Raw genomic sequence first — 11,861 nt, 5'->3', positions numbered from 1 at the left:
TCGGCCGGTAACTCAGGGTCGCCTAATATCGCGGGAGTGTGATGCCACCCGTTCTCAGGGCGACTGTCGCTTCACGCCATGGGTGTAAGGCGGGCAAGTGACAACCACAGCGAATGCGGCGCTGCCGGATTCGCTGCGACAAGACGGCAGTGCCGTCGTACGACGTAACCAACGAGCCAGACACCACCAACGAGCCAGACACCAACGAGCCAAGACACAGAACACGTTTTCAGACACAGAAGACGAGTTGGACAGAACACCGGGAGATGATGCGAGATGACCAATCCATTCGATGATGAGAACGGCCGTTTCTACGTACTGGTCAACGACGAGAATCAGCACTCGCTGTGGCCGACCTTCGCCGATGTGCCCGCCGGGTGGACAAAGGTGTTCGGCGAGGACAGCAGGGCTGCGTGCCTGGAGTACGTCGAGAAGAACTGGACCGACCTGCGTCCCAAGAGTCTGATCGAGGCGATGGAGGCCGACAAGGCCGCTGCCGATGGGTCGGGAGCAGATGCCGGAGATCAGCCCTGACCGTGGACTAGGTAACGTCCGAGCATCGCTTTCACTGCAGCATCAGCAACACTCAAGAATCCCATGCGTATCTCACGTTAAATTCGAGTGGACGATGGACAAACGTCCATGTGTGTTGTACGTCACAGTTGTGGCTCCCGGGTTTTCAACCCGTAACCAGCAGGGAATGCTTGATCACAGTCAGTCGATCGGTGAAGTGATGCCGTATGGTGCGACAACAGAGTTCCGTGGGGGAGCGGCAAATGGACCAATTGTTGAGTGATATTCAGACGAGGGCGCAGGTGACGCCCTGGCTACCGGCTGTACGAGTGGCGGGAGACGTCGTCACCTACGGTTCGCTCGGGGAGGCGATCACGGCGTACGCGGCTGTGGTGGGCAAGCACGGAATGTCGCGTGACTCGGCGTTCTACGCGGCCATCATGCACACCTTGCCGTCGTTGTCGTCGGTGGGAAATCCTGATCGGCAAGGTGTGATCATCGATCAGATCGTCGGCTGGCTGAGTAGGCATCTACCGCCGTCGACGGGCGATCTCCGCGTCGCCATGTGACTGACGCCGCTTCGTCGGCCGGGGCAGCCTCGCCTACGGTGTGCTCGACTGTCGAGTTCGGTGTGAGTATCGCGGTGCGAATCGCGCGGGCGTCGTGTTCAGACGCCGACAACCACCAGCACCAGGAGCAGAATCGGCACGCCGATCAATGCGGCGATCGTGCCGAGGACGATCCCGGTGATGGCACGTGCGCTGCCGTGGTAGCCGGGCTTCCGGTTGATCTGGCGAACGCCTGCGGCTCCGAGCGCGACCGACAAGACGCCTAGAACGCCGCCGATCCCGAGTACCGGGACGAGCGGCAGCGCGGCCAGTGCGGTCACCAGCGACGCGGTCGACAGGGGTGCGGGTCGGGTCCGCTGCGGCAGTGGACGTACCGGCGCGAGGGGCACGGGAGTGAGTGCGACGCGGTCGGGGTGCGTGAGGTCCCAGTAGTCGCCCACCTCCGGAAGCGGCGAATCCCTGGTCGTGTCGCGTACTCGCGCCATGGGCACCGGAGAGCGGTGTGGGCGTCCGGGTGTGTGTGTCGCGAGGGCGTTGCCGTATGCGGAGGCGTCGTATCCCGTGACCGTGTCGTATCCCGTGACCGTGTCGTATCCCGTGACCGTGTCGTATGCGGTGGCGTCGGATGACGGAGGTAGCGTCATCGACTCGAGATCATTCGACGACGGCCAGCGCTCGTAGCGCTGCGTGAGCGTCGGTTCAATCGGCGCGGTCTGGTGTTCGGTACGCATCGGCCCTCCTCGCGACGAGTGTACCGAGGTCCACACGGTGATCTCAGCTGCTCGAATCCGCTCGGCGGTGCCGGCCGGTGACTCTCACCGCCCCGCAGATGCCAACTGCGCCGCCCCGGTGGTACGTGGGACGGCGCAGTTTCATGCGTGTGGCCGGGCTTCGCCGGCGGTCGGGGATCAGCCCCCGTGCTGGCCCATCATCGAGCTGAGCTGGGTCACGGCATCGCCGGACAGTTTCCAGTCGCCGTCGACCTTCACGTACGAGAGCGTGATGTTGGCCGGGTTCGGGGAGTGCGGGCTCTTCACCTCGACGCTGGCGTCGGCCTTGTCGTCGCCGGTCTTCTTGACCTCTGTGACGGTGTAGACATCGGGTCCGTATCCCGCAGCCGACGCGCCCTTGGCGTACGCCTGGATTGCGGTCTTGGTGACCGGATTGGTGGTGTCCACGACCTTCTCGAGATCTTCCGAGGAGGTGTTCGAGTCGACTGCCTTACGCAGGATGTCCTGGGCGTCGGAGTTGGTCAGGCCTGCGATGGCCGCCGCTGCCTGGCTGGTCGCCTCGGTGACCTTGCTCGTGGCGCTGGCCACGGTGTCGCCGGCGCTGTCCGAATCCGAACAGCCCGCGACGGCGACGAGTGCAGCGCCCGCGATCATGGCTGCTGCGAGAGATTTCCGAAGCTTCATTGCTACTCCTGACGACGTGAATGGTTGACGACGTAGTTCGTGACGTAGTTGGTAAGGACACACTAACCCACGGTCTCCGGACTGCATCGGGAGGATTCGTGCGGTACCGTCGGCAAGGGAATTAAGCGGACCTTGGTCCGGTTATGGCCAGTGAAAGGTTTCGTATCCGTCATCCCAGGAGGCATGACAATGCAGTTCGGACTGTTTTCCGTCAGCGACATCACGGCCGACCCGACGACGGGAGTCGAGCCGAGCGAGCACGAGCGCATCAAGGCATCGGTGGCGATCGCCAAGAAGGCCGAGGACATCGGCCTCGACGTCTATGCCCTCGGTGAGCATCACAATCCGCCGTTCTTCTCGTCGTCGCCGACGACGACGCTGGCCTACATCGCAGCCCAGACCAGCACGTTGCAGCTGTCGACCGCGACGACGCTGATCACCACCAATGATCCGGTCAAGATCGCCGAGGACTTCGCGATGCTGCAGCACCTCGCCGACGGTCGCGTCGACCTGATGCTCGGTCGCGGCAACACCGGCCCGGTGTATCCGTGGTTCGGCAAGGACATCCGCCAGGGCATCCCGCTGGCGATCGAGAACTACCACCTCCTGCACCGCCTCTGGACCGAGGACGTCGTCGACTGGGAGGGCAAGTTCCGTACCCCGCTGCAGTCGTTCACCTCGACACCGCGTCCGCTCGACGACGTCGCGCCCTTCGTATGGCACGGGTCGATCCGCAGCCCGGAGATCGCCGAGCAGGCCGCGTACTACGGTGACGGCTTCTTTGCCAACCACATCTTCTGGCCCGCCGAGCACTCCAAGCGACTGATCGACATCTACCGGCAGCGCTATGAGCACTACGGTCACGGAAAGGCGAGCCAGGCGATCGTCGGACTCGGTGGTCAGTTCTTCATCCGGAAGAACTCGCAGGACGCCGTCAACGAGTTCCGCCCCTACTTCGACAACGCGCCCGTGTACGGACACGGCCCCTCCTTGGAGGACTTCACCCGCGAGACGCCGCTGACCGTTGGCAGCCCGCAGGAGTTCGTCGACCGCACGCTCTCGTTCCGGGAGACCTTCGGCGACTACCAGCGCCAGTTGTTCCTCGTCGACCACGCGGGTCTGCCGCTCAAGACGGTCCTCGAACAACTCGACGAGCTCGGAGCAGTACTTCCCGAACTCCGCAAGGGATTCGCGGAAGGCCGTCCAGCAGATGTTCCCGACGCCCCGACGCACCAGTCGCTCGTTGCGCGCAAGCTCGCCGACGCCGAGCAGGAAGCTCAGGTGAACGTATGACAGCGGTGAAGCTGGTCGCCGTCAACGCCGGGCTCAGTGAGCCGTCGTCGACGAGGATGCTCGTCGACCGGCTCGTCGACGACACCGCATCGACCGTGCGGGCGCATGGCCGTGATGTCGATGTCCTGGTCATCGATCTGCGCGATCTCGCTGTGGACATCGGTCGTTCGCTGGCAACGGGATTCGCGACGGGATCGGCGGCAGATGCCATCAGGTCGGTAGAGGACGCCGACGCGCTGATTGTCGGGACCCCGGTGTTCAACGCCTCGTACTCGGGTCTGTTCAAGTCGTTCTTCGATCTTGTCGATGTCGATGCGATGGAGGGCAAGCCGGTACTCATCGCAGCGACCGGCGGCAGCCCCCGGCACTCGATGGTCCTCGACCACGCGCTGCGCCCGCTGTTCGGCTACCTGCGCACCGTCGTGGTACCGACAGGCGTGTACGCGGCGTCGGAGGACTGGGCGTCGACCTCGGGCGACACGACGTCGCTCTCCGACCGAATCCGCCGCGCGGCGACACAATTGGCGGCCCTGCTGTCGAGTGGGTCGGGTCTGGCGGCGGTCACGTCGCAGGCGCCGGACTCCGATCATGGTGACCGGCGCGCCCATGCGGGCGAGGAGGCGGGGATCGCCAACTTCGCACGCCTGCTGGCCGGCGACTGACCGGTAGGTGCGTCGGACGTTGCGATATCCGACGCGACGAGTACCTATGCGCGCCCGGGAGTGTTCTCCCGGGCGCGCAGTCGTGTGCCGGGGAGGGTGGGGGCGGGCAGGTGCTGTACCTCGCCGGTATAGCCCTGCACCTGGCCGAAACGCTCGCTGTGCGCCATCCACTCCTCGCGCGCGGCGACGATCTCCTCGTGGCTACGGCCGACGAAGTTCCACCACATGATGATGTCGTCGTCGAACGGGGCGCCTCCGAGCACGATGACGCGGGCGTCGTCGTCTCCGCGGTTGGCCAGGGTGATCGAGTCGGTGCCGATCCCGACGTAGCCGAGTTCGGTTCGTTCGAGCGCGGCGGCCGTCGAATCGACGATCTCCACCCGCCCCGAGTCGACGAGGAATCCGTGTTCGAATCCGGGGTTGACGTCGAGGGTGCCGTCGGCTCCCGGCGGGATGCGCAGTTCAGCGCCCAGCAGCGGCGTGAACGTCTCGACCGGCGACGTGCTGCCGAGCAACGTTCCGAGAAAGACGAGTGCCGTCACGTCGCCGACGGTGATCGCCGGTGGTGCGTAATGGGCGAAGTCGCGCGCGGTGTTCGCCGCGTCTGCAGGGAGCGCGACCCACAGCTGCACGCCGTGTAGGACCGAGGTGTCGGGGGTGGAGACCTCGGTATGGGCGATGCCATGGCCCGAGGTCATCAGGTTCAGTTCGCCCGGACGCACCATCGCATGATTGCCCATCGTGTCCCGATGCTCGATCTCACCGGTGAAAAGCCAACTGACCGTTTGCAATCCGATGTGCGGATGCGGAGGCACATCCATGCCGCCGGTGGCCGAGACGTCGTCGGGTCCGTAATGGTCGGCGAAACACCACGCTCCGATCAGCGATCGCTCCCGCTGCGGCAGGGTGCGGTGCACGGTCATGGCACGCGGGCCGCCGAGCGGTACGTCGCGCGCGGTGAGCACCTCGACCCGCAGCGATCCGTTGTGATCGGGGTCGGCGTTCTCGACCTCGGTCTGACAGTCGATTTCGGCCGGATGTGCTTCGAGGTTGCTCATGGCGTCACGCCTTTCGGCTTCTGTGCTAATCGGCTCTTGTGCTATTCGGCTTCTGGGGCTGATGACGCCAGTCTAGGAACAGTCGGGTCGACGACGCGTGCGCGGTGCGATCGGCGAGCGGTCCGCGGCGCGATCTCAGAGATCGGTGGCGTCGTCGAACGTCATGGCCAGGTGTCCCACCGACATCGTCATGGCGGCGTGCCGGGCCAACTTCAGGCCGCGTAGTTCGTCCGCGATCGGGTGTCCGCCGAGCGTGAGGGTTGCGCCGCCGATCCGGGCCCGGACGCCGCTCAGCGATCCGAGTCGCCACGGTATCGAGCGCAGCTTTCCGTCGAGGCACGAGTAGGCGGTGAGTCCCGCATCTCCCGGAGCCGCGGGGACCGGCAGGCCCGGTGCGGTCTCGAGGGCAGCGATGAGCCGTCCGTCCTCCGACACACTGCCGCGCTTACGCGAGCCATCGTGGTCGACGTCGAAATCGGCGAGAAACTTGGGAAAGCCCCAAATCCCACGTCCAGCCTGTCGGGTGAACTCACCGTCGACGGGGAGTCGATGGATCAGCGCGTGCGCATCGCCGCGCACCACAGAGCCGAGCGCGCTGAGCGGCGACGCGGGCGCAGCCGGATTCTCGACGAGCAGGCATACCCCGAACTCGTTGTACGGGCCGAGATCTCCGTCGACGTAGTCGACGAACACCAGCATCACCATGCCGCGGCCCGGGCGTATCCGCAGCGGACGAAGCGGAGAGGCACCCGACGCCGCTATGGTTCTCGCCATCGCGTCGGCGTCGGCGGTGAATCCCGCAGCGATGCACCGCGCATCTCTGACCTCGACGGGCATCGTGAGCGTGGTACCTGCGACGGTGTGGGTCGACGGGGAGGGCATGAGGCCCCTTTCTGACAGTGATGTATTCGGGCGGCGACGTATTCGGGCGGCGACACTCGGCGACGGCCTTCTGGTGACGTGGCCGCCCGAGCGTGCCGGGACGGACAAACAAGAACGTGTTCTAGTTTGGCATACCGTCTGCTCTCCCGGCCTGAATGTGTGTCTTATCGATAGATGTGGTTGCTGCAGCACCCATATCTTTCGATTGGACACACATTTAGCGTGCGGCTTTCCGGCGCCGATTCTTGCGAATGCAACAAAGGCCCCATTTAGGGGACTACCGACATGTCAGACCCAATCCTTACTATTTGCTGAGTGTTGGGGATCGCTGTCGAAACGACATGATGTAAGGACGTAACGGTGACCGTAGTAACAGAGACCGGGGGTGCCCTCGGGGTGCCATCGCGCGTGCCTGTGTCCCCTGTTGTCGCAGATCGCGGCGCGGCGTCGAATTCATTCGCCTCCGCCGAGATCACCCGGATGGACGACTACCGCCACGGCCACGACGCCGCCGTGGCACGTCGGCCGATGCTGTCGCGCCGCGAAGTCGAGGTGTTGTTGACCTGGCTGCGTGCAGAGTCAAAAGAGGACGCCGCGGCGACGCTGTTCATTTCAGCGTCGACCGTGAGCACCCACCTCGCGCGCATCCGCACGAAGTACACGGCCGCGGGTCGCCCCGCCCCGACGAAGACGCACCTGCTGGCTCGCGCTCTGCAGGACGGCTACACCAGCCTCGACCGCTGGTGAGGTCTCACGCCCCGATGTCGCGGGCGAGAGACGGCCAGGTCTGGTGCAGGTCGTCCTGCCAGTAGCCCCATGAGTGGCTTCCGGTGGGACGCAGATTGACCTTGGCGGGAATGCCGAGCTGAGCGAGGCGCGTCGCCATCTGGCGTGTGCACTGATCGATGCCGAACTCGATCGCGCCGCCGAGCAGAGCCTGGTTCGCCAGCACCAGCCCGTCGCCGTCGATCGACGGGTCGGACAGTTGTTCGTGCTTGCCGGGAAGCCCGGTGCCTGCGGTCATATAGACCTTGGTGCCGCGCAGCTTCGCCGCGTTGAGATAGGGATCGTTGGCCCGCCAGCCGGGTCCATTCAGCGGTCCCCACATATTGACCATGTTGCCTCCGCCGCGGTTCTCGACGACGAAGCGGATGTATTGCTGCCCGACCGGGTCGCTGGTGCGCGCACAGCCGCTGAACGCGGCAATCGAGCGGTACAGACCGGGGGCCGCGAGCGCGAGGTTGAACACCGTTGTCCCGGCCATCGAGATGCCCGCTGCGGCAACCTTTCCCGTGGTCGGGAAGCGCTTGTCGATCAGTGGTGGCAGCTCCTTGGTGAGGAATGTCTGCCACTTGTTGCGGCCGAGGACCGGGTCGTCGCGTTGCCAATCGGTGTAGTACGAGAAGGCTCCGCCGATCGGGGTCACGACGTACACGTTCTTGTCGGCGAAGAACTTCTTGTAGTCGGTGCGGGCGTCCCAGGTGGCCGAATCCTCGCCACCGCCTGCTCCGTTGAGCAGGTACAGCGTCGGTGCGGGACGGATGCGGTTTTTCGGTGTCAACACCGTGACCGGGACGATGCGATCCATCGACGCCGAGTGCACCATCAGCGTCACCTGCTGGGGTGAATCGTCGGTGGAACTGACGATGCTCGACGTCGGCGCCGCCTGTGCGGGTGCTGTCGCCCCGAGGAACGCGGCCAGCATGAGCCCAAGGGTCAGCCAGATCAGGTGTTGTCGACGCATTGTTCACTCCTGCGATCACTCGGGACTTCTGCGAGGCCGCCCTCTCGGCGATCTCGACCCCGTAGCCGTGCGTCGCGGCTACAGCGCGACCTGCGTCAGGATATCTGTCGTCGGTTGAGGCGATCCACCCTGTGGCTCGATGGTCACCGCGAGCACGCTCGAGTCGTCGAGCGAATCGATCACGTGCGGGGCAGCGGAGCCGGTACCCGCGACGAGGCCCGCCGACACCGGCGTGGCTGCTTTGCCGATCAGCCACAACTGGAACGTCTGGTCCGCGGCGATGGGATTGCGCTGGTCACGCACCACGGCGACGGCGCGGTTCGCCGACTTCGAACTCACGACGGTGATGGTGCCGCGATTGTCGGCGAGCGACGACACCGTCGACCGCGCGTCCGGTGCGGCGAGAATGTCGGACACCTGTTGGGCGGTGGTCGACGACGGTGTCTGCTCCGGCGCTGTGGTGCGCCCGATGAGTACACCCGCACCCAGTGCGACGGCCAGCGCGACCGCCGCGGCGCCGACCGCGAGCGCCACGCGCCCGCGCCTGCTGCGCGCACGGTCGATCGGGACGACGGTCGACGGCTCTGAGTCACTCTCGGAGGCGCGCTGTTGTTCGGTGTCGGAGACGCCCCGCTGATCTGTGTCGGAGACGCCTGTGGTTTCGGTGTCGGCGCTGAATGCGCGGTCGAGGACCGTCGCGCGCAGTTCGGCGGGCGCGGCGAGCGCGAATCCACTCGCGAGGTCGGTGATGGCCGACTGGATGTCGGTGATGCGTGCGAGGTAGATCCGGAGTTCGACGGCGCTGAGGTCGTCGAGTTCGCGGCGCACGCGTTCGGTCTCGGCGGGCGTCAGCGCGTCGATGGCGTACAGCTCGACGTGGTCGTCGAGCCAGTCGGTGTCAGCCATCGGCTTCTCCGTGCAGACATTTCTTGAGCCGTCGGAGGCCGTCGCGGATGCGGGATTTGATGGTCGGCAGCGGAGTGGACATGACCGCGGCGACCTCGGGGTAGGTCATGCCGTTGAAGTACGACATCTCGATGCTGGCGCGCTGAAGCTCTGTCAGCCGATCGAGGCACGTGTGCAGGGTGCGGGTCTCCTCGCGGTCGACGACCACCTCGAGCGGGATCGGGTGCGGGGTGCTCGCGTTGCCTGCGCCGTACTCGGCGGCTTTGCGCTGCTGGAGTTCTTCGGTGCGGACACGGTCGACGGCGCGCCGGTGCGCGATCGTCATCATCCACGTGATCACCGAGCCGCGCGACGGCTGATACTGGTCGGCCTTCTGCCAGTACTGCAGGTACGACTCCTGTACGATCTCCTCGGCGTAGTGCACGTCACGGATCACCCGCAGGGCGAGGCCGTAGATGCGCGCGCTGGTGAGGTCGTAGAGCTGAGAAAATGCAGCGCGGTCGCCGCCGGAAGAGGCGGTCAACAGATCACGAAGGGTGCTGGCTTCCGACGTCGAGCCTGCGGGGCGGTCGTCGTCTCCCGTCGCTGCGTGGCCCGATGTCACTCCACCACCGTAGCCACGCCCGAGCTCGGGTGTGGCGGTTCGGTCCATACGGCGTCGTGTCGGATCGACATCGGCGCGCCCATCGGGCCGATGACTCATCTGCTTGCCGCGCGCCGATAGAGCATCAGCGACAACGGCATGCACACCGCCAGGATCGCCACGCTCCAGCCGATCGAGTAGGCGAGCGCGTGGTCGGCGACCCACCCGGACGGTGGCACGAAGTTCGACGGCGCGCCGTTGCCGAGGTGATCGCGACTCGTGGTGGCGACGGCTGTCACCGGATTCCACTCGGCGATCGTCCGAAGCGGCCCCGGCAGGCTTGCCGCGGAGATGAAGGCCGACGACAGGAAGGTCACCGGAAACATCCACAAGAATCCGATGCTTTGCGCCACTTCGACATTGGGTGCGATCAGTCCGGTGACCGCACCGACCCATGCCATCGCGAGCGCGAACACGATGATCACCCCGAATGCGATTGCCGCGTCGGCGAGCGAGCCGTGGACCCGCCAGCCGATGACGAGGCCGCTGATTACCATGACCGTGAGTCCGACGAGGCCGAGCAGCATGTCGGAGCCCACTCGGCCTGCGATGACTGCCAGTCGTGACATGGGCAGCGAGCGCAGCCGGTCGATGATTCCGTCGGACATGTCGTTGGCGAGTCCCACGGTGGTGAACGCCGCGTTGAAAACAACAGTCTGCGTGAAGATCCCGGCCATCAGGTACTCGCGGTAGGAGTGTCCTCCGAAGGTCGCGCCGAAGACATAGGCGAAGAGGAACACGAACATCAGCGGCTGAATGGTCGCGCTGACGAGCAGGGTGGGGATACGTCGCACAGTGAGCAGATTGCGCTCGACGAGGACTGCGGTGTCAGTGAACATCGGCGGGCTCCCGTGTGTCGAGGCGCGTCGTCGTAGCGCTCGTGTCGTCGTCGACTGCGTGCTCGGTCAGCTGAAGGAACACGTCGTCGAGTGTCGGTCCGGCGACGGAGACGCTGCGTGCAGGTGTGCCTCCCGCGTCGAGCGCGCGGATGGCATCCGGGATGTCGGCGGCGCCGTCGGCGACCGGCACCGTCCATGTCCCTGTTTCCGACCGATGCGGGTTTCCGACGCCGATCGCCGCCAATGTTCGTGCGACGACAGCGGATTCGGAGACGGTGTGCTCACCTTCGAACTCGACACTGAGGATTTCCGGGGTGATCGAGTTCTTGAGCTCGTCTGCACTACCCTGCGCGCGGATTCGTCCGTGGTCGATGACGGTGATCTCGTCGGCAAGCGTGTCGGCTTCCTCGAGGTACTGGGTGGTCAGCAAGACGGTGGTTCCCGCATCCACCTGCGCGGCGATCAGGTCCCAGATCTGGCGTCGACCGCGTGGGTCGAGTCCGGTGGTCGGTTCGTCGAGGATGACGAGTCGCGGGTGGTTGATGAGTGCTCCCGCGAGGTCGAGTCGCCGCCGCATGCCGCCCGAGTAGGTGCGCATCGGTCGGTCGGCGGCATCGTCGAGTCCGAGTTCGGCGATCATGTCGCGCGCAAGGGCCGACGCGTCGCGTCGACGATGGCCGTAGAGCTGGGCCACCATGCGCAGGTTCTCGAAGCCGGTGAGCGTGCCGTCCACGGCGGCGTACTGCCCTGAGACACCGATGATTTCACGCGCCCGGTCGGGTTCGCGCAGCGCGTCGATCCCGGAGACGGTCACCGTGCCGGCATCGGGGCGCAGCAGGGTCGCCACCATGCGAACGGTGGTGGTCTTGCCCGCACCGTTGGGCCCGAGCAGCGCGTGCACGGTGCCTGCCGGGATGGTGAGGTCGAGATCCTCCACGGCGATCACGGCGCGCCCGCGGCGCAGCAGGCCGGAGGTGAATACCTTTCGTACACCGCGGATCTCGAGTGCGTTGCGTGTGGCCGTGTCTGGCGTATCCGCGTCGATGGGCCCAGTCATGTTGATGGGTTCAGCCATGTTGATGGGTTCAGTCATCCTGTGTCGTCCTGTGGTCGGCACGCGTACTCCCTTCCATTGCTTCGATGAGGCTCTTCGGCCGTAGGTCGGTCCAGTTCTCGTCGACGTAGCGCAGGCAGTCGTCGTGGTCGGACGGCCCGTGCACCCGACGCCAGCCTGCGGGGACAGGCGCGAACTGGGGCCACAGCGAGTGTTGGTTCTCGTGGTTGACCAGCACCAGGAAGACGCCATTGACGTCGTCGAACGGATTGGTCATGAGTGA

15 protein-coding genes are annotated in these 11,861 nt (G+C 65.5%); 5 read left to right on the top strand and 10 right to left on the bottom strand.

The features are described 5' to 3' along the window. Window positions 1-276: 276 nt before the first annotated feature. Both A5785_RS18200 and A5785_RS18195 read left to right on the top strand, forming a co-directional pair. Window positions 277-534: an MbtH family protein gene (locus A5785_RS18200; protein ID WP_064868209.1), complete on the top strand. Its 258-nt coding sequence runs from the start codon at window positions 277-279 to the stop codon at window positions 532-534. Window positions 535-776: 242 nt separating this feature from the next. Further along, window positions 777-1,082, top strand: coding sequence for a hypothetical protein (locus A5785_RS18195; protein WP_064868206.1), 306 nt, complete (start codon window positions 777-779; stop codon window positions 1,080-1,082). A gap of 98 nt (window positions 1,083-1,180) precedes the next feature. On the opposite strand, the gene A5785_RS18190 is transcribed toward A5785_RS18195, so the two are convergent. Beyond that, window positions 1,181-1,813 carry a DUF4190 domain-containing protein gene (locus A5785_RS18190; RefSeq protein WP_064868205.1) on the bottom strand — a complete coding sequence of 211 codons (633 nt, stop codon included), beginning with the start codon at window positions 1,811-1,813 and terminating at the stop codon, window positions 1,181-1,183. A 177-nt stretch (window positions 1,814-1,990) separates the two neighbouring features. Then, window positions 1,991-2,497 carry a hypothetical protein gene (locus A5785_RS18185; protein WP_064868203.1) on the bottom strand — a complete coding sequence of 169 codons (507 nt, stop codon included), beginning with the start codon at window positions 2,495-2,497 and terminating at the stop codon, window positions 1,991-1,993. Window positions 2,498-2,686: 189 nt separating this feature from the next. On the opposite strand from A5785_RS18185, the gene A5785_RS18180 reads away from it, so the two are divergent. Continuing rightward, on the top strand, window positions 2,687-3,790 hold the full coding sequence (locus tag A5785_RS18180) for an LLM class flavin-dependent oxidoreductase (protein ID WP_064868201.1): 1,104 nt from the start codon (window positions 2,687-2,689) through the stop codon (window positions 3,788-3,790). After that, window positions 3,787-4,452: a CE1759 family FMN reductase gene (locus tag A5785_RS18175; RefSeq protein ID WP_064868199.1), complete on the top strand. Its 666-nt coding sequence runs from the start codon at window positions 3,787-3,789 to the stop codon at window positions 4,450-4,452. Before A5785_RS18180 ends, A5785_RS18175 begins: the two co-directional genes overlap by 4 nt. 44 nt (window positions 4,453-4,496) lie before the next feature. On the opposite strand, the gene A5785_RS18170 is transcribed toward A5785_RS18175, so the two are convergent. Beyond that, window positions 4,497-5,510 (bottom strand): pirin family protein, encoded by a 1,014-nt coding sequence (locus tag A5785_RS18170; protein ID WP_064868197.1) that lies wholly within the window; start codon window positions 5,508-5,510, stop codon window positions 4,497-4,499. A gap of 135 nt (window positions 5,511-5,645) precedes the next feature. After that, on the bottom strand, window positions 5,646-6,392 hold the full coding sequence (locus A5785_RS18165) for an acetoacetate decarboxylase family protein (RefSeq protein WP_064868195.1): 747 nt from the start codon (window positions 6,390-6,392) through the stop codon (window positions 5,646-5,648). Window positions 6,393-6,806: 414 nt separating this feature from the next. Between A5785_RS18165 and A5785_RS18160 the strand changes: the two genes are divergently transcribed. After that, entirely contained in the window at window positions 6,807-7,139 is a 333-nt protein-coding gene (locus tag A5785_RS18160) for a LuxR C-terminal-related transcriptional regulator (RefSeq protein ID WP_064868276.1), read from the top strand. Between the two features lie 4 nt (window positions 7,140-7,143). On the opposite strand, the gene A5785_RS18155 is transcribed toward A5785_RS18160, so the two are convergent. The 6 genes from A5785_RS18155 to A5785_RS18130 form a co-directional block, all read right to left on the bottom strand. Then, window positions 7,144-8,136 (bottom strand): alpha/beta hydrolase, encoded by a 993-nt coding sequence (locus A5785_RS18155; RefSeq protein WP_064868193.1) that lies wholly within the window; start codon window positions 8,134-8,136, stop codon window positions 7,144-7,146. A gap of 78 nt (window positions 8,137-8,214) precedes the next feature. Continuing rightward, the gene (locus A5785_RS18150; protein ID WP_064868191.1) at window positions 8,215-9,042 is read right to left on the bottom strand and encodes an anti-sigma factor; all 828 of its coding nucleotides are present in this window, start codon (window positions 9,040-9,042) and stop codon (window positions 8,215-8,217) included. Continuing rightward, window positions 9,035-9,694, bottom strand: a complete 660-nt coding sequence (gene sigK, locus A5785_RS18145) for an ECF RNA polymerase sigma factor SigK (protein WP_197500840.1) — start codon at window positions 9,692-9,694, stop codon at window positions 9,035-9,037. The genes A5785_RS18150 and sigK overlap by 8 nt, the downstream gene beginning before the upstream one ends. Before the next feature lie 47 nt (window positions 9,695-9,741). Then, a complete protein-coding gene (locus A5785_RS18140) occupies window positions 9,742-10,524 on the bottom strand; it encodes an ABC transporter permease (protein WP_005208414.1) in 783 nt (260 codons plus the stop codon). Beyond that, window positions 10,514-11,617 (bottom strand): ABC transporter ATP-binding protein, encoded by a 1,104-nt coding sequence (locus A5785_RS18135; RefSeq protein ID WP_064868189.1) that lies wholly within the window; start codon window positions 11,615-11,617, stop codon window positions 10,514-10,516. Before A5785_RS18135 ends, A5785_RS18140 begins: the two co-directional genes overlap by 11 nt. Beyond that, complete coding sequence (locus A5785_RS18130) at window positions 11,610-11,855, bottom strand: MbtH family protein (RefSeq protein WP_005208412.1); 246 nt, start codon at window positions 11,853-11,855, stop codon at window positions 11,610-11,612. The genes A5785_RS18135 and A5785_RS18130 overlap by 8 nt, the downstream gene beginning before the upstream one ends. Between the last annotated feature and the right edge of the window lie 6 nt (window positions 11,856-11,861).

Source organism: Gordonia sp. 852002-50395_SCH5434458 (assembly GCF_001665905.1).
Lineage (GTDB): Bacteria > Actinomycetota > Actinomycetes > Mycobacteriales > Mycobacteriaceae > Gordonia > Gordonia jacobaea.
This window is presented reverse-complemented; position numbering and strand designations above follow the sequence as displayed.